The sequence below is a fragment of the Halobacteriovorax sp. HLS genome, assembly GCF_004006665.1.
GTDB lineage: Bacteria > Bdellovibrionota > Bacteriovoracia > Bacteriovoracales > Bacteriovoracaceae > Halobacteriovorax.
The window spans coordinates 1-18,477 of the sequence record NZ_QOCL01000013.1; the positions used below are offsets into that span (position 1 = coordinate 1).

Annotated in this window: 15 protein-coding genes; 8 read left to right on the plus strand and 7 right to left on the minus strand. The window is 36.8% G+C overall.

Features of this window, described 5'->3' with window-relative positions; all coding sequences use genetic code 11:
• Nucleotides 1–643, plus strand: a 643-nt coding sequence (locus DPQ89_RS13340; RefSeq protein ID WP_206611175.1) for a hypothetical protein, incomplete at its 5' end; no start/stop codon positions are given.
• 71 nt (nucleotides 644–714) lie between these two features.
• On the opposite strand, the gene DPQ89_RS13345 is transcribed toward DPQ89_RS13340, so the two are convergent.
• From DPQ89_RS13345 to DPQ89_RS13360, 4 genes are all read right to left on the minus strand, one after another.
• On the minus strand, nucleotides 715–2,340 hold the full coding sequence (locus tag DPQ89_RS13345; RefSeq protein WP_127717526.1) for an ABC-F family ATP-binding cassette domain-containing protein: 1,626 nt from the start codon (nucleotides 2,338–2,340) through the stop codon (nucleotides 715–717).
• Entirely contained in the window at nucleotides 2,333–3,868 is a 1,536-nt protein-coding gene (locus tag DPQ89_RS13350; RefSeq protein ID WP_127717527.1) for a cytochrome c biogenesis protein, read from the minus strand. Before DPQ89_RS13350 ends, DPQ89_RS13345 begins: the two co-directional genes overlap by 8 nt.
• A 12-nt stretch (nucleotides 3,869–3,880) precedes the next feature.
• On the minus strand, nucleotides 3,881–5,530 hold the full coding sequence (locus DPQ89_RS13355; protein WP_127717528.1) for a cytochrome c biogenesis protein ResB: 1,650 nt from the start codon (nucleotides 5,528–5,530) through the stop codon (nucleotides 3,881–3,883).
• Nucleotides 5,531–5,621: 91 nt separating this feature from the next.
• The gene (locus DPQ89_RS13360; protein ID WP_127717529.1) at nucleotides 5,622–6,293 is read right to left on the minus strand and encodes a heparan-alpha-glucosaminide N-acetyltransferase; all 672 of its coding nucleotides are present in this window, start codon (nucleotides 6,291–6,293) and stop codon (nucleotides 5,622–5,624) included.
• Nucleotides 6,294–6,342: 49 nt separating this feature from the next.
• Here DPQ89_RS13360 and DPQ89_RS13365 point away from each other — a divergent pair, with 49 nt between their 5' ends.
• Complete coding sequence (locus tag DPQ89_RS13365) at nucleotides 6,343–8,709, plus strand: penicillin acylase family protein (RefSeq protein WP_127717530.1); 2,367 nt, start codon at nucleotides 6,343–6,345, stop codon at nucleotides 8,707–8,709.
• Here DPQ89_RS13365 and DPQ89_RS13370 read toward each other — a convergent pair.
• Nucleotides 8,657–9,286: a hypothetical protein gene (locus tag DPQ89_RS13370; protein ID WP_127717531.1), complete on the minus strand. Its 630-nt coding sequence runs from the start codon at nucleotides 9,284–9,286 to the stop codon at nucleotides 8,657–8,659. The two genes, DPQ89_RS13365 and DPQ89_RS13370, sit on opposite strands and share 53 nt — an antisense overlap.
• A gap of 113 nt (nucleotides 9,287–9,399) precedes the next feature.
• Between DPQ89_RS13370 and DPQ89_RS13375 the strand changes: the two genes are divergently transcribed.
• The 4 genes from DPQ89_RS13375 to DPQ89_RS18680 all read left to right on the plus strand — a co-directional run bounded on the left by DPQ89_RS13375 (nucleotide 9,400) and on the right by DPQ89_RS18680 (nucleotide 11,720).
• A complete protein-coding gene (locus DPQ89_RS13375) occupies nucleotides 9,400–10,071 on the plus strand; it encodes a hypothetical protein (protein ID WP_127717532.1) in 672 nt (223 codons plus the stop codon).
• Between the two features lie 58 nt (nucleotides 10,072–10,129).
• Nucleotides 10,130–10,435 (plus strand): cytochrome c, encoded by a 306-nt coding sequence (locus DPQ89_RS13380; protein WP_127717533.1) that lies wholly within the window; start codon nucleotides 10,130–10,132, stop codon nucleotides 10,433–10,435.
• 79 nt (nucleotides 10,436–10,514) lie between these two features.
• The gene (locus DPQ89_RS13385) at nucleotides 10,515–10,961 is read left to right on the plus strand and encodes a hypothetical protein (RefSeq protein WP_127717534.1); all 447 of its coding nucleotides are present in this window, start codon (nucleotides 10,515–10,517) and stop codon (nucleotides 10,959–10,961) included.
• Nucleotides 10,962–11,132: 171 nt separating this feature from the next.
• On the plus strand, nucleotides 11,133–11,720 hold the full coding sequence (locus DPQ89_RS18680; protein ID WP_127717535.1) for an SWIB/MDM2 domain-containing protein: 588 nt from the start codon (nucleotides 11,133–11,135) through the stop codon (nucleotides 11,718–11,720).
• Between the two features lie 50 nt (nucleotides 11,721–11,770).
• Here the strand turns inward: DPQ89_RS18680 and DPQ89_RS13395 are convergent, their stop codons facing one another.
• Entirely contained in the window at nucleotides 11,771–12,910 is a 1,140-nt protein-coding gene (locus tag DPQ89_RS13395) for a hypothetical protein (RefSeq protein WP_127717536.1), read from the minus strand.
• Nucleotides 12,911–12,949: 39 nt separating this feature from the next.
• Entirely contained in the window at nucleotides 12,950–13,318 is a 369-nt protein-coding gene (locus tag DPQ89_RS13400; protein ID WP_127717537.1) for a response regulator, read from the minus strand.
• 179 nt (nucleotides 13,319–13,497) lie between these two features.
• Here DPQ89_RS13400 and DPQ89_RS13405 point away from each other — a divergent pair, with 179 nt between their 5' ends.
• Complete coding sequence (locus DPQ89_RS13405; protein ID WP_164848412.1) at nucleotides 13,498–17,658, plus strand: proline dehydrogenase family protein; 4,161 nt, start codon at nucleotides 13,498–13,500, stop codon at nucleotides 17,656–17,658.
• Nucleotides 17,655–18,458 carry a pyrroline-5-carboxylate reductase gene (gene proC, locus DPQ89_RS13410; protein ID WP_127717539.1) on the plus strand — a complete coding sequence of 268 codons (804 nt, stop codon included), beginning with the start codon at nucleotides 17,655–17,657 and terminating at the stop codon, nucleotides 18,456–18,458. Before DPQ89_RS13405 ends, proC begins: the two co-directional genes overlap by 4 nt.
• The last annotated feature ends 19 nt before the right edge of the window (nucleotides 18,459–18,477 follow it).

The window sequence follows — 18,477 nt, forward strand, 5'->3', positions numbered from 1 at the left end:
AGACTTGGTACTAATGACAGCACTAGTTTTAGAAGATTACGATGAAAAAACTAAATTAGCTAAAATACGTCTTGGAGATGGATTTGCCTATTTTTCTGCTAAAAAAATGAGTATTCAATATTTACACAGACCACCACTACGGACAATGGATCACTATGGTGTTGATCCAATAAAGCTTGCTAAGCATATTGAGTCTAAGTTTACTGAATATTTAAAAAATCGAAGGGATCGTTTTAAACCTAAAGTAAGTGGTGAGACTTTTGAGCAGCGATACGGACTAGAGAGTTACTTTTCTCTATCTAATCTTGACTGGATGAATAAATATGGTGCTAAGGAATATAAAGAGAGCTTAATTAAGAAATATGGAAAATTACAAATTATAAAGCATTTTGACTTTGAGAATATGAATTTTTATGTAGCTAGATATAAGAATAAAACTAAAGGAAAGAAGGACATTATTGAAATAAATCTATGGAAAGAAGATATGAATAAAATTCTTCTATGGAAGAATTTGGATAATGGCAATGTTAAGTACTATGAATTCTTCGAAATCGGTTTTTCTGATAAGATAAAAAGTTTTAAAGTTAATGCAAGTTTTATGATTCCTCAATTCGAATATGAAGGAACATGGGACGATTTTTAATAACCATTTCTTGAATTTCGGCTAAATCTAAAGAGCTAACAAGCTTCATCTGAAATAATGGCCAGGCCCTCTTATAGGGCCCCACTTTTCTTATCTAAGTAGTACTGATAATTTCCTGGATAGTGATTAACTCCACCTTTATCTACTTCAATAACTTTATCTGTAAGCTCATGAAGAAAGTGCCTATCATGGGATACGAAAATAACCGTACCTTCAAATGTTTTTAAGGCCTCCATTAGAACTTCTCTAGAAGCTATATCTAAATGGTTTGTAGGCTCATCAAGAACGAGTAGGTTATTATTTTTTGAAAAGATAACTGCTAGAATTAGACGACTCTTCTCTCCACCTGAAAGATATTTAATTTTCTTATGAACATCATCTCCTCTAAAGAGAAATGCTGCTAGAAGATTCCTTAGGTATCCGTCTGTTGCTTGAGATAGGTGAGACTGAAGTTCTTCAAGAACTGTGAGTTCTGGTTTAAGGACATCCAGTGAGAACTGGCTAAAGTATCCAAGATTTATACTTGGTCCTAGTTTAACTTCACCACTCGTTGGCGCTGTCTGAGCACAAATACATTTTAAAAGAGTAGACTTTCCTGCACCATTTACACCAACGACAGCAATCTTCTCTTGTCTATGGATAGTCATAGTAAGACCAGAGAAGATATTCATATCTTCACCTTTAGTATTTACCCAATTCTTTGCAAGATCTTTAATGATGACAACATCATCACTTCCTCTTGGAGGAATAGGAAAAGTGAAGCTCATATTTTCTTCTTCCGGTGGAAGTTCGATACGATCAATCTTTTCTAGCTTCTTTACTCTCGATTGAACTTGGGCCGCATGAGAAGCTCTTGCTTTAAACTTAGCAATAAAGTCCTCTTCTTTGGCCAGCATATCCTGTTGTCTCTTATGTTCAGACTTTAGCTGATCAAGTCTAATTTTACTTTCTTTGATGTAGAAGTCGTAGTTTCCAGTATAGGTTGTGATTTTCTTATTAGCGATTTCAACTATCTTCTTACATACATTATTCATGAAGTCTCTATCGTGAGTCGTCATGAAAATTGCACCCTTAAAAGTCTGGAGCCAGTTCTCAAGCCATAGGATTGTTTCCATATCTAGATAGTTGGTAGGCTCATCCATAATGATAAGATCAGGATTTGTTACTAGTACCTTCGCTAGAGCAATTCTCATCTTCCAACCACCACTAAAGTCTTCAACCTTTGTGTGATGATCTTCTGGAAGGATACCAAGACCTGTTAAGATTTCTTCGGCCCTTGTCTCAAGGTCATAACCACCCACTTTTTCAAAATTGGTTTGAACTTCGCCCATTCTGTCGAGAATCTTATTCATCTCATCTGGATCAAGTTCAGGGTCACAGAGTAATTCTTCAAACTCTCTAAGTTTAACCTTCATCTGGGCTATAGAGGCATCACCTTCGACAACTTCTTCTAGTGCCGTTCTACCTTTCATCTCTCCTACATTTTGGGAAAAGTAGGATAATCTTAGTTTATCAGGAATAGAGATTTGACCTTCATCAGGTCTATCTTCACCAATAATCATTCTAAAGAGAGTAGACTTACCAGCACCATTTGGGCCAACAAGTCCTACTTTCTCACCAGGATTGATTTGAAAGTTAACTTTTGAATAAAGTGTTTCACCACCTTGAAGTTTTGAAATATTGGCAATATTAAGCATTGGAATTGTGCCCTTTAATTGAAAAAGATGAATATGTAATTATTAGAAGTACTGTTTGTACCGCAAAGAATGAGCCTAGAAAAAGAGCTCCACCTTCACTGAATCCATAAGAGTGAAGACCAGAGGCCAAAATATAATTCACACCAAACCAGGCCATCATTACTGACATAAAGGCCGCGGCAACAAGTAAGAAGAATCTATGATTAGGAATCCAGTTCGTGTACTTACCGTGAAGTATGGCCATGTAAAGACAAAGTACAATGAGTGACCAAGTTTCTTTAGGGTCCCAACCCCAAAATCTTCCCCAAGAGTAATCGGCCCACACTCCACCGAGAATAATTCCCGCTGCTAGCATAATCGTTCCGTACTTTAAACATGTGTAGATTAGTTCACTATAGTAATTTTCATCTTGCTTACTCATTACTGCAAATTTTTTCTTAATTAAAACAGTATTAGCAAGTACCCAGCTAAGAGCGAGTGCACCGTAGGATAGAATAATAGTCGTCACGTGAGTTGATAGCCAAAAGTTATCTCTTAGTACAGGAACGAGTGGGGAGATTGAGCTAGATAACATTCCATTAGCAAAATTAAGCATCATGAGTGTACAGAAGTTATAGGCCAGTCCAACAAAGATATAGAGTTTTTCATTTTTAAAGTGACCAACAATCATTGCTAAAACAAGTGAGCCATATCCTGAAAAGAGAACCGTTTCGTACATATTTGTTATTGGAGCTCTACCTGAAATAGTAACTCTAAAGTAGAGAATTGCAGTTTGAGCAATAACAGTTAATACAGTAAACGCCAGTGCGATATTAAACTTCTTAAATCCTACAAGAGTTAAAAGCGCGATGAATGTAAATAGTAGGGCCATGCTCGGTAGCCTCATTTTTACAAATGAGAGCTCTGTTAAATACTTTGTGCTTACTTTTGTGGAGTATTCTTCTTTAACACTTAAAAGCACAGATAAGAATGGATTTTCCTCATTCTGTCTTTGCTTCACTTTATCTTCTGTTAGGTAAGAACCAATCGGTACCCAGACTACATCAGTTTTAGAGTTTATAATCGGAAGCAACCAGTTGTTAGCACTTTTGATATCTTTATAAAGGTTGGTTTGATTTAGCAAAGTTGCAATAGATTTCTTATAACTACTATGTTCTTCGGCCTTTCTCCATTCTGAACGAAGTAGAGTTAGTTGATCCTCTAACTTGTCAAAAGATATTGAATGGGCCTGACCAATTTCAAGTAATTTCTTGAGATCAACATGTTCAATCTTGGCCTCTAATTTCACATCACTTGGAATTCCTAAACCTTCACTTGAAAGAAGACAGAACGCCATCACAGCAGAATACTTTTCTGTTTTAGCTTTTCCCGTTAAGTAGCGAAGCATCTCACTGGCGTGAACATATAAAGGCTTTACCCTTCCGTCTTGTTGGATAGGTAAGGACTCAAGCTTTTCGCTACAGAGTTGGGTTACTGATAGCGTATGAGTAGATAGTAACAAAGATGTAAGTAGTATTAGTAATTTCATAAAATCTCGCAATTATGCTTTAGTATCTAGTTTAATTATGTCTCCGTCTGGAGACTTCTTTGATTTCTTCTTATTGAGGAAGTAGTGTCCCATCGCTCCAAGAACGAGAAGTAATGATCCAAGGTATTTAAGTGGTCTTCCTTGGTCTACATTCACACTCAGAGTAGAACTATATCTTCCGGTTTCTGGGTCTTGAGAATAACTGGCCTGGTAGAATGTAAAGCCGGCGTGCTTTAGAGGGTTATTCATAAAAACATGATGATCAGTTGGGCCTTCACTAGTAAACATTCTTACGAAAGATTCGTAACTTGCTGGCTTATTTGTTCCAGGGTCTTTATCCATTTTGAATTTCGTAAGAACAAATTCAAATGGAAGAGTAAGAATTTCTTTGTCTAAAACAAAGGATACTTTCTTTCCCTTTATTCTAAGAGTTATTGGCTTATCATCTAGAACCCAGTACTTCTTTCCGAGTACATTTATTTGGATGGCCTTAGTTTGACCTTTGATAAGTTGTCCATTTTTTTGAATTGGACGAACCGCTACAGGTTTAAAGCTTGGGAATTTATTCTCTTCGTGATCTTTAAGGATCAGCTCAAATCCCATCCAAGGTAGCTCAAGTATGTCACTATCTGATTTAAATTTTTGAACGGTCCACTTGTCATCAGAGTAGTAGGCGATTTCTCTACCAAAGAGAAAGAGGTTTGGCTTATCTTGAAAGAGCTTCTTACTAAAGATTCTTAAGTGGCTATCTTTTATGACTTCTAGATCACTATCTATTGGCCACGGATTAAAATCTGGGAAGAATGAATAGAGCTTTCCCTCTTCGCGAATAACAAGGAACTTATTCTTCTCGCTTGTTTGTTTAATTTCAATATTTCTTTGTTCTGGCGTGTAACATTCGTTCTTCTTGCTATCCCAAACAATATAGCCTGACTTATTATCCAGAGCGAAGCAGCCCGCTAAATCTTTTGGAAGGTAAGTCACATTAAGTGGACCTAGAGTAACAGAGGCCTCAAACTCAGTCGCTTCAGGGTGAAGGGATAGAGTAATCTCTTGGGACACATTTGGATTAGAAATAATATAGGTAGAAGAGTGAATATTGGCATTGAGTGGATAAGGATTACTAGCCGTGGCCCAAGTTCTTTCTTTTTGAGCAAATGGATAGAAGTCCGTTATCTCGATATCTTCATACTTATCATTGATCGTTGTGCTAAATGCTGTGTAAGGAAGTTTTCTAGTAACCGTCTTTCCTTCGTCGTGATAAATGATTCTTAAGATATCATCACTTAGAACAACTTTTCTATTTGGAGAGTTAGGGTCTAGATTTAAATGCCCATCAATTCCTGAAAACCATGTCACAAAAGATCCACAGGCAATCATAATGAGGCCAGTGTGAATAGTGTAGAATCCATATAGCCTCTTCTTAGGAGGCAGTCTTAAGAGCATTGCAAAGAAAATACTTATGAACATTCCAAATTGTAAGAACATAAATGGAAATCTCTTGTAGATTACTCTATTGGCAAAATCAGTACCGTAGTAACTTTCAAAGAATGTTCCGATAATCATAAATACAGAGAAGATGGAGATTACGATAACAGCAAATTTAAGGCCTCCAAAGAAGCGCTCTGTTTTTCCTAATTTCTTTTGTAAATCAAAAGACATATTTAACCTTTAATATATTAATAATTTAGCGCAATTTTTATCATGAAAGAGGCGGAGTCGCAATTGAGATTGCTAGACATCGATTAACTATTTACTTTAAAAATAAGTAACTTAAGTAAACAATCGAGTAGAGAATTGGCTGGTGGATAAGGTATATCAATAAAGAGTGTTTCCCAAGGAATTCCAGAAATCTAGTAGGGCGGCCGTTAAACAGAGTAAGTTCGTGAAACTTATAATAATTTAGCCCAAAACCAATAAAGACACAGCCTACCCATGGAAAGAGGGCGATGTAATCCATGCTAGAGTGGGCCATCTCAAACCAAGGAAGATTCCATCCAAGAAAGAGTTTGGCACATAGAAGCATTACTCCTAGAACTGCTGAAATTCTTGGAATCTTCATAAATGGTATTGCAAAGAGTGAAGCCGTTGCAATGCAGTGAAGAGTTCCAAAGTAAATCCAATTCTTAGGAAATGCGAAGTAGGTGTAGATAGATATTATGACCGCCGCAATAGCGATCTTAATCCATCTAGGCCAAAATTTCTTCCAGTTCACTTTAGGAGAGTGCACTAGTGGCATGGATAGGCCCATGGCCAAGAGAAAGAGAAACACGATAACTCTTGGTAACTCAAACCAGAAAATATCTTTTGAAAAATTGATATCTACAAACTTGAAAAGATCCAAGTCATAGGCAAAATGAAAAATGACCATTAAAACTATGGCCAGTCCTCTTATTTGATCTATTATATTGAATCGTTTTATCATACTTAAATACTAATCGAATTTATCGAAGAAAAAAAGAGCAAGCCGCTATATGAACAAATATATTAAAATCACTACTGCACTCATACTTATTGTCAGTTCTCTATTTATTGGAGGGATTTACTTTCTCTATCAAAGGGCCGTTCCCTATGGCAGTGGAACTTTAGAGATGCCGATCTTAGATCAAAAAGTATCTGTAACAAGAGATGTTGAAGGAATTCCTCATATCGTGGCCAAATCTAGAAAAGATGTCTATCGCGCCTTAGGATATGTGGTGGCCTCCGAGCGACTTTTTCAGATGGAGCTACTTCGTCGATTAGGTTCGGGAACTTTAAGTGAAGTCATCGGGCAAAAAGGGCTAGAGATTGATAAGACTTTTCGCACTATTGGAGTGAGAAGAGTTTTTAAAGAGAAGTTAGATAGAGGACTTATTAATAAAGACATGCTTGTGGAAGTTTCGGCCTTCTTTGAGGGAGTGAACTTCTTTGTGAAAAATGGTCCCATGCCGATTGAGTTTGTGGTTGCTAATATCACACCTCGAGAGTTTGATGTGCTGGATTCTTATTCAATTATTGGATATTTCTCTTATGCCTTTGCCGCCTTTATTCGTCATGATCTTTTGATGGAGCAATTAAAAGACAAACTTCCAAAAGAGCTTTTTCAAGATCTCCAGATAGATCCATCACTCAACTCTACAATGACAGCTAAGGCAAGTGGGGATTTACAGACAATTTTCAATGGATTTAGAGATATATCTTCAATTTTCTATGGACTTGAAGGCTCCAACGCTTGGGCGGTTAACTCCAAAAGATCTAAGTCTGGAGCACCTATTTTAGCTAGTGACCCGCATGTAACTCTATCAAGTCCTGGCATCTGGTTTGAGGCACACTTAAAAGTAGATGATGAATCTGACCCTTTTGAAACTTATGGTCACTTCATTCCAGGTATACCTTTTGCGGCGATGGCACATAATGAAAAAAGAGGCTGGGGAATAACTATTTCGTATCTTGATGATATGGATTTCTTTAAAGAAGAGATTGTCGAGCAGGGAAATCAGTATTTATTCAAAGGAAAGAAAGTTGATGTTCGTCGATTCAGTGAAGAAATAAAGGTTAAGGGCGAAGACGATTATCACCTTCCTATTAGAATGACAGAGCATGGCCCTCTTCTTGACGAGATTATTGAAACTAAATCTATCGCTCTTAAGTGGAGCTTTCATCATATTCTTAACCGACCTCTCGAGAGCTTTTGGAAAATGAATAAGGCAAAGAGCTTTGAAGAATTTAAACAGGCAACCTCACTTGCAGCTTCTCCTGGATTAAATATTATTTACGCAGACTCTGATGACAATATTGCCAGGCTAAATCTAGGCCTTTATCCAAAAAGGGCCAGAGGAACAAATGGCATGAGCGTTCTTAGTGGAGCAGGTGATGAAGAGTACGTAGGTTATATGCCATTTGAAAAAATGCCTCACAGTATAAATCCTAGCTCTGGTATTGTCATTTCTGCTAATAATCGGCCCCTAGAGGCGAGTTCCGAGTTTACGGGGCTATGGCAACCAAGAGATAGGTTTATTACTCTTTATTCCAAGTTACACTCTAAAGATAAGTGGGATAGCGAAGCTTTTATGGAGTTGCAAAATAATATTAAAAACTCTGAGAACCAGTGGATGTTGGAGATATTAGTTAAAAACTTAGAAAGTTCCACATTTACAAAACTAGAAGCTCAAGCATTTTCAGAATTAAAAAGTTGGGATGGGCTATCTCATGCAACGAGTGTTGGGGCCTCGATTTATCATGAGACACTCTTTAATATTACGATGAATTCTCTAGATGAACTCGATCAAGAAGATCGGCTCGACTACTGCGCACTCTCGGCCCGATGGTTCTACTTACAAAGAATACTGAGAGATAGCGAAAATAAGTGGTGGGATAATATTTCTACTAGTGAGGTAGAGTCTCAAAAAGAGATCATTTTTAAATCATTTCAACAAAGTATTTCCAAGTTGAGTGATCAACTTGGCAAGAATATTAAGAAGTGGAAGTGGGGCGCTATTCATCAAGTCGAATTTAGGCATGCGTTTGGACGCTCATGGCCGCTAGATCTTATTTTTAATATAGGTCCGACTCCGATCAGTGGTGCTTATAATGAGGTTAATAATCTTCGTATGGTTGGCTGTAAAGATGGACATGCGGTCAAAGCTGGGCCAAGTACAAGACGAATTATTGACTTTGCAAATCCTGGTAAGTCCTATGGAATTTTACCATTAGGTAATTCTGCTCACAGATTTAGCCCTTTCTATGATAATCAACTTGAGCGCTATAAAGTAGGTAAGTATCGTTTGCAAATTATGGATGACGAACTACTTAAGGAAAATACTTTGCTAAAGCTAGATCTTGTTCCACGCTATGAACAATAAGCGCGCTGAGTGTTTCGATTCTCACGACTCCGTGACCAATATTACTTAGTCCTTGAGATGATAATGGACCTAATTCAAAGGTCTCACCATTGCCGTATTCGCATTGACCACTTAAGGACACTCGATTTTCATGGAGTGACATAAGACTGAAAATACCCTTTATTTCTATTTCGTAGATTCCTTTGGGTAGAAATAGAGTTCTACCTTCGAGAATCACTTGGCACTTTGTGCGCATTGTGTGTCTTGTAAATTCCCCTAGGTTGATCCACTCATGATCTCGTCTCTCACCAAGAAAGCCGAAGGCATAAATAGCTTTATTCTTTGGAGATAGGTGCTCTAGAGCAAGCTGAAGATCACTTTGAGATTTTCTAGTAGGAAAGTTGATATCCATTTTAATATTAGAGCTATCACCATCTCCAATTGAGATACATTCTTTTGTATTTAGGTGTTTTACTCCACCGTCAACTGCCAAAATAGGCATAGTGTCTACGCAAGAGCTAAAAAGCTTCTGGTTAACAATAGAGCATGGCCCTAAAAGTAAGACGTCTGAGCTTTCAATGAGAGGTTCTTTATTCATATGGCCTTAGGTATAAATGGATTTTGATAATGATAGTCTGGGATATTTTCTTTCACAAGAGCTAGTTTATGCACTATATTCACTAACGTTACACAATTTTATAGGTTAGTTTGATGAAATATTCTAAAAGAATGCATACATTCTCCCAAGATAAGAGCTTTATAGGAAATGAGGGAGAACTTCACTTTGAATTAACTCTTCAAAAAGAGCTGCCGGTAAATTTCTACGCTACTCTATCTCGAAATGGTGTCTCCAAGATCAATTACCAACTCTCTGAGCAAGATTTAAGTGACCCGAGATCTGCGATATTCTTTGGAATATCTAAGCTTTTACACAATTCGAACCTAGAGAGAATTAAAAGTTTCACAGCTCGAGAGCTAGATAGCTTTCTAAGAGATGAGAACCATATTGAGTGTATGGAGAGTTTTCCTACTCTTTTTATCAGTGAATTTATCAATAGACTTATAGCTGAGCTCTTCTATTATGAGATTTCTGAGGAGATTGAAGGCTGGAATATTTCCAGAGAGTCTGGTTATGTGCAGAAAATAGCTGCACTTGGGGACTTCTTTGCTATTAAGCTGAACACTCATCAAGTCATTAGCTCTGAAAATTATGAAATTCACCTTGTTCACCTAACTGATGAGAAAGTATTCATAGAGCTTAGAGGCGTGAGTAACGGTCTTAAAATGGATCATTCGCTGCTAACTAAAGACATATTTTCTAAGTTGGAAATTGTTGTGAGACGCATTATTGATAGTGAAACTATAAAATTGGTTGCCGAGTAGCGCTAAGATCGTTAATATTCAGTGTATTACGTCAATTTTAGATATATTTGGGAGAGAGATGAAAAAACTTCTAGGACTTGTTGTCGCCATAACATTACTTTCAACTTCTGTAGCTGCTCAAGATGCTGCTCGTGGAAAGACTTTATACGCTAAGTGTGTTCAGTGCCATGGACAAAATGGTGAAGGTAATGAAGCTATGAAGGCCCCTAAAATAGCCGGGCAACATGATTGGTATATTATTAGCTCAATCAACCAATTTAAAGCAGGTGTAGAGAGAAAGAACCCTACAATGCTTCCTTTCATAAAGAATCTTTCTAGTACTGATATTGCTGATCTTGCGGCATTTATTAGCTCTTTGAAATAAATTCGTTTAATATTATATAATAGAGACTTGCAAAGAGTCTCTATTTCTCGATTTGCAGTAACTAAAGCGAAGGATTGCTATGAGTTTAAAGTTTATTAAGGCCAATAATTCAAAAGATATTAAAACAATCTATGATTACAACATTGATGCTTTTTCTGATTCACCAGGGTTTAACTGGAATTATGATGAAATTATGAAAGAAGTAAAAGATGGTTGGGAATTGTATGGTGTTGAAGAGAATGGAGAGATTATAGCTGCTCTTTTCTATAAATTAGACGGTAAAACGCTCTTTTCAAAGAATACATCGATAAAAATCTCTCATCAAGGAAGTGGTTTTTCTCACAAAATTAAAGACTTTTTTGAAGTACAAGCACGTAAAGATAAAGTTAAAGAGATCGTCCACTACTGTAGTATTGATAATTTTAGAATGTACTCCCTCAATGAGAGTCACGGCTATGAGAAGTCTAATCGTCGATTAGGTGAGAACGGACAAGTCGTTGAGTGGATCAAAAAAATCAAAAAGTAATTTCTTAGTTTCAAAAGTGGCCTCACTTTCATAGGGGCCACACTTTTTCCCTTTCAAAAAAAAATTAAAAAAACTTAAAAAAACTCAAGTGTTTTCGTAAACTTTCGATTAGACTATTAATAATTATAAAATTAATAAAGAATTTCAAATAACACAATTTCGGAGGATGTTATGGCAAAGAAGAAAGTGGCTAAAAAAGCAACTAAGAAAGTAGCTAAGAAAACTGCTAAGAAAGCAACTAAGAAAGTAGCTAAAAAAGCAACTAAGAAAGTAGCTAAGAAAGCAACTAAGAAAGTAGCTAAGAAAGCAGCTAAGAAAGCAACTAAGAAAGTAGCTAAGAAAGCAACTAAGAAAGTAGCTAAGAAAGCAGCTAAGAAAGCAACTAAGAAAGTAGCTAAGAAAGCAGCTAAGAAAGCAACTAAGAAAGTAGCTAAGAAAGCAACTAAGAAAGTAGCTAAGAAAGCAACTAAGAAAGTAGCTAAGAAAGCAGCAAAGAAAACTAAAACTAAAAGAAAGCCAAATGCAGCGTTCATGAAGCCAATGACTCCATCTGCTGACCTTGCTGCTGTAATTGGAGCTAAAGCAGTTCCAAGAACTGAAGTAGTTAAGAAAATTTGGGATTATATTAAGAAGCACAACCTTCAAAACCCTAAGAACAAGAGAAATATTCTTGCTGACGACAAACTTAAGAAAGTTTTCGGAAAGAAAGAAATCACTATGTTCGAACTAGCTGGGATCGTTGGAAAGCACCTATCTTAATTTTCGAATAGATTTTAAGTATAAAATTGGCCATCTTTTGATGGCCTTTTTTATTTCTTAATTGAAGAGAATTGAATTTTAAGAGTTTGATTCACCCAAGGCCTATCCTTGGTTATTTTAAAAAGATCGTTACAGTGAAGAGTTGGAATACCGGTAGGGTAGTTTCCAATTCCTTTATAGAAATTTACACAAGTTCTTGCGTAGTGATCTATATACTCTGGGAAGTTAGAATGAAAAAGCCCTGCTACGGCCTCTCTCTTAAGTCCTACTCTGTGGGCAAAAATATTTCCCGGTAAAGGATCGAGAGTGAGTAGATACTTATAAACATTCATTCTTCTACCATAGTTTTGACCTAAAGTTTCCACAGTCGCCCATGCTCTATTAAAGAGGTCTCCATTCACTGGATTATCTAGCAAATAGAAAGTGTGAAAAGAATCTCTCTCTACCTGTGATAGAGCGTCTTGGGTATCAAGAATCTTATAGGCAAACTCCCTCATTATAGGAGCATTTGTAAAAAGTAGTCCCTTGAGATCATCGACAATACTAAACCAGCAAGTGGCGCCGATATTGGCCTTGATAAATCGATTAATAACTTTCTTATCCTCAATTTCCATGAGGTTATTTTTTAAGTGAGAAAAAACTGCTTTCTTTAAGTGAGGCTTAGAACAGTAGTATTCCTGAAGATCACTTCTGGTTACTTTCTCATAAAATCCCCAGAAGTCTTTATGGTCAGTGTAGAGCTTCAAGTACTCCACCAGTGACATGGCCAGTTCTGGTCTTTGATTACTGGAGTGCCAGAAGCTAAAGAGTTGAGATTTACAATATTTAGCCGCCTTCTCGAAACAACTTTTAAGGTATTTCTGTGCATAGTTATTTCTTTTTACTTGAAAAAAGCTATCACTATTAAGGGTTGGCCATAGGGAGATCTTTTCAATAAGCTCGAACTGAGATTTATTATAGATTTTCTTATCAATTAAAAAATCCACCTGACCAATGGCCATGGACTGAACCAGGTCTTTCCAATACTTATCTCTTTTAGATGGTCTGATATCTCTGGCGTGAGCTAGAAATTCTTCATAATTCTTACTGTCAGCTAGTTGCTCAAGGTCTTTAATGTCATAGCTCTGCGCAAATGAGCTAGAAGTGAAAATTAAAATGTAGATTGCCACAGAAGTGATTACATTAACCATTATAAATAATTGTAATGAGTAGAGCTCGGCGTGTCAATTTTAGAAGTTAAATTTATCTAAGAGCTCTTGAAGATGTCTTCTCTTATAAGGTTTTTTTAAATAGTGAAAATTTGAATCACTCTCTAGTAGGCCGTCGATTTCATCAAGAGCAGCACCGCTGGTAAGAACGCATGGGATGTCTGTATCAATGAGTCTAACCTTTGCTATGAGGTCGAGCCCTGAGAGTTCAGGCATTGTATGATCGGTAATAATCATCTTATAAGCGCTAGGATTATTTTGAAAGGCTTCAAGAGCTAGGGCCGATTTGGGCTGCATTTCCACATCGTGTCCCATGTCTTCAACAAAGTCTCCAAGTAAATCTAATAATCTTTCTTCATCGTCTATAAGTAGAATTTTCTTTTTTGTCATATAAGCATTGTAAGCGAAACCAGGGTTAAATCAAACAGAATTATTTTGTGTGCCATGCGTCTTTATGAGCCTACACTTTGGTAGTTTCTAGTAGTCTAATTTCTATAAATACGGTAAATATAATCGATTAATTTAATTCAACTTTTTATATTCATTACTAAATGAAAGAGATCAGAAATATGAAAATTACATTAGTTCCATCATTGGCAACTGCTGAGCTAAAAGATGGCTGGAAAGTTATTTACAATAGTGATTATAATGAATCTATTCTTAATGAAGGTGTTGTTGAACAAAGTGTTCTCAATGAACTTAGTCAGCATTTTAAACTCGAGTTTGGGGATTTTCGAAAGCAGATGATTCTTAGAAGTGCCCCTTATTTAGTCGGGTACTTTTATGAAGATAAAATTGTTCGCCTCTATAGCCCACGTCTAAATTATGAACTCTTTTTAATTCCTGAAGTTGAAAAGCTTACGAACTTAGATCAAGAAGAACTTGATACTTTAAATCTATTTAAAGCTCATACAGAAAAAGTTGCGGAACTTTCTTCTAGAAGCTTTCCTTCTGTGTATCAAGTCATTACTAAGAGCTCTGAGCTTCCTGATTTAATGGAGGATGAGTATTATGCAAATCTAGAAGGTGAATCGGCTAAGAAGATTGATAAACTTCTTATATATTTAAATGGATATTCGCCTTCGCTATTTGAAAAAGTTTCTGACTGGGGTCTGGGTCTTACTGCCCAGTATGCTCTTTTGAGAATTCACTTATTAAAGTTTTTAGCCATTCTTCCTTCACTAGACCACGATACTCAAGGTCACGAAGTTAAGAGAATTCTGCTCGAGGCCATTCGAAGACTGATCAATGACTCGATGAAGTCAAAAAGATTACTACTTAAAGGTCAGAATAAAGCACTGCCGCTTTCTCTTTTTATTTGGTGTCGAGTGGCGTTTTATATTTGTAAATTCTTCCCGGCAAAGTCTTTGGCAAGCATTGTACGTTTTAAAGTTCGCTTTATGGCCAAACGCTTTATTGCTGGAGAAACAATCGAAACATCACAAGAGGCCTTAAAGTCTCTTTTTGAAACAGGTCGAGATGTAACTCTTGATCAGTTAGGAGAGCTTGTTGTTTCGGAAAAAGAAGCTGACCATTATTGCAATGAGGTCATTAAACTAATCAAAGGTTTTTCATTACACGTTAAAAAAGGTGATAGAAATGCTGCTGGAATTAATAGGGCCCATGTTTCTATAAAGGTTTCTGCTCTTTGTTCGGATTTTAAGCCTTACGCACCTGAGTATACTTATGAACACGTTGCTCCTAGACTGAAGAAAATTCTATTAGCTGCCAAGCAAGAAGATGTCTTCATTAATATCGATGCTGAACACTACGACTATAGAGATATAGTATTCAAAGTATATAAGAGGGTTCTTTTAGAAACTGAAGAACTTAAAGACTATAGTGCTACAGGTATTGTTCTACAGGCATATTTAAGAGATGCTCATGAACATTTAAATGAAATCGTTGAACTTGCAAATGAAAGAGGCATCGTTATGCCAATAAGACTAGTTAAAGGTGCTTATTGGGATGCTGAAACAGTGGAAGCAGATGCCCATAGTTTTGATGCTCCAGAGTTTCTCAATAAAGAAGAAACTGATCTACACTTTAGACAACTCATTGTTAAAATCTTTGAGGCAAGTAAGAATATTCAGCTTTGTTTAGCATCTCATAACTTTGCAGATCACTGCTTTGCTGAGGCCTTAAGAGATGATCGCTTTAGTGATATTCCTATTATTGAACACCAATGTTTACATATGACTTATGAAGCACTCTCTACGGCAATGGCCAAGATGAATTGGGTCGTAAGAAACTATGTGCCAATTGGTTCACTCATTGTTGGGATGGCCTATCTCGTTCGTAGAATTATGGAGAACTCCTCTCAAGTTGGTGTTCTAACAATTATGCGCTCCCATAAGAAACAACTCTCTCTAGTTTCACCGTATGACACTCATAGAGAGAAGATTGAAAATGGTCACCTTGAACGTGATAAGAGTCAGACTCACTTAACTGGAAAGTTTTTCAATGTAACTCCTCTTAGAACCTACTTAGATGAGCAAAGGCAATGGAGTGAAAGTGAATTAGATGTTTTTAGAGCCTCTTCTCTTGGAAAGTTCTATGATAACGAATTTGTAAAAGAAGGAAAGAAGACTCAGATCGTTTCTTCTTCGAATCCAGAGCTTCTTGTTGGTGAGATTAACTTCGCTACTATTGATGATGCTCATAGAGCAGTTCAAACAGTTGATGAAGCTTATAATAGTGGTGATTGGGCCAAGGCACCTTGGATAAGAAGAGCATCTACACTTTTAAGGGCGGCAAACTTCATGCTGGCAAGAAGAAATGAGCTTTCTTCTCTGATCGTTTATGAAGCAGGCAAGAGTATCAATGAAGCCCTCGGTGATGTTGATGAGGCCATAGACTTTTTAACATTCTACGCTCGAGAAGAGTTTAGATTGCAAGAGCACAATGATAGATTAGAATCAAGAGGTGCTATCGCAGTTATCTCTCCTTGGAACTTTCCTCTAGCTATTCCTTGTGGGATGGTGGTTAGTTCATTAGTTGTAGGAAATACAGTGATCCTAAAGTCAGCGGAACAGACTCCTTTGATTTCACAGATTCTAGTAGATATTCTCCATTCAAGTGGTGTTCCAAAAGATGTACTTATTCACCTTCCTGGTGATGGAGAGACTGTAGGTGATGCTCTTGTTAAGAATGAAAGAATTGCTGGTATTGTTTTTACAGGTTCAAAGTTTGTAGGAACTCTAATTGCGAAAACAGCGCATAAGAGAATCTATGAAAATAAACTCTTAAATATGTCTTACCCTGTGCGCATCATAACTGAAATGGGCGGGAAGAATGCTGTTATTGTCACAGCTAATGCTGAATTAGATGAAACTGTTTCTGGAATTCTCTATTCGGCCTTTGGTCACGCAGGTCAAAAGTGTTCTGCTGCTTCAAGGGTTTTGGTCGATAATGCTGTAAAAGATAAGCTCATCGAAAGACTTAAAGAAGCATGTCATACAATTGAAGTTGGCGTTGCTTATGATTTTAAAACAACGATTAACCCTGTCATCACTTTAGAAGATAAGAAGAGATTAATCTCACAAGTTGAGTTGGCGACAAAAGAGGCCAATGAATTTGGTGGAAAAGTACATATTGATAGATCTAAAGATGATTTACCTGGATATTGTGTAGGTCCGACTGTAATTGAATTGCCGATGACTCGTGCGATTAATAAAGAGAGCTTTGCACTTAGAGAGTTATTTGGACCTGTTGTACATATTGTTGGCTTTAATCATCTAGATCAGGCCTTACGAATTTATAATGCGTCTGAGTACGCTCTGACGGGAGGAGTTTTTAGTCAGTCACAAGATGATATTGATTATTTAACTTCAAAAATGGAAAGCGGTAATATCTATGTGAATAGAACTATTACTGGAGCTCGTGTAGGAATTGAACCTTTTGGTGGATTTAAATTATCTGGAACAGGACCGAACGCTGGTGGGAAGGCCTATCTAAGTTATTTGCACCTAAATCCTGCGAGAGACTTTAAAAGAGAGGATAGCAAGACTGAGCTTGGAAGTGAGTATAGCTTTGATCTTAGTCGTGATAGTGGACTTAGCTCCAAGGGGAGAGTGCAAAGAATTGATAAAGTGTTATCGCACTTCACTAGACACTTCGAACATCTCTTTAGAGGGATACGAGGTGAAGAAAAAATTGTCTTAACTAAATTTCACAAATGGATTGTAAACAATTTCGAAGAGTATATGGCCAAAGAGCATTGGAATAAGAAGATTCCAGGTCAACTTAGTTATGATGACTATAAGCTATCTTCTGGTAAAACTGTTATTGTCTCCTTTAATACTGCAATAGATTTTGAAATTGTTATTCATTCTATGGCGGCCATTGCTTGTGGTTCAGGTGTTACTGTTCTATGTAGAAATAATGCTGCCTATGATTGGTGGATGGGAATTAGAGATGTGCTCGTTGAGTATGGCTTCTCAAAAGAGAACTTCGAAGTTTATTTTGTTACTAATCAACTATTAGAAGATACGCTTAAAATTGGTGACATTAAAAATGTTCTTCTAGATGGGTCTGTAGATGATTTAGCGCAAGTTATCGAAGCAAGTTATTTAGCAAGTGATAAGCATACCGTTATGAGAAGCTTTTCTTCTAAGTATGACTCTAGTGATATTTATGACTTTAAAAGGATTTGCCGCCAGTTTATTAATATTAGATCATTTGCGGTTAATACTATGAGACATGGAGCTCCTATGGATGTGATTCTATGACTAAGACCCTACTAAGTTTTGGTTGTGGAAATATGGCCAATGCAATTATTCAAGGACTTTATAACTCTCAGGCCGATTTGTCCTATACACTCTTTACGCCTTCACAAACCAAGGCCGTTTCACTAAGTCAGATTGTCGCTGGAGAAGTTCTAACGAGTTTAAATAAGATTCCAAGCTCTAATTACTTCATGATCTCTTGCAAGCCTCAGCAGTTAGAAGAACTTGCAAAAGATATTAAATCTAAGCTCAATGAAGATAGTATTATTATTTCTATCTTGGCCGGAACAACTGTAGAAACTTTACAGAAATTACTTGGTGTTCAGAAAGTTCTAAGAGTTATGCCAAATACTCCAATACTAGTTGGTGCAGGTGTTAATGCATTTTACTTTTCTAAGGAAGTTTCCAAGTCAGAGCGCCAAGAGCTGATTGAGTTATTTTCTAAGTTTTCTAAAGTATTTACATTTGAATCAGAGTTAGAGATCGATAAAATTACGGGCTTTTCTGGCTCTGGACCGGCGTATCTTTTTGAGTTCTCTAGACTTCTAACGGAAAAAATGATCTCAATGGGAATAGAAGAGCAAATCGCTACGGATATGATTAAGTGGACAATTTATGGTTCCGCAAAACTTCAACTAGATAGTAATGATAGTAGTGAAAGACTTCGTGAGAATGTAACTAGTAAAAATGGTGTAACTTACGAGGCCCTAGAAGTATTCAAACAAATGGATTTTAAAAATATGGTGGATAACGCACTTGATGCCGCATATAATAGATCCATTGAATTATCTAAACAGAACTAGGAACTATATATGAGTAGTG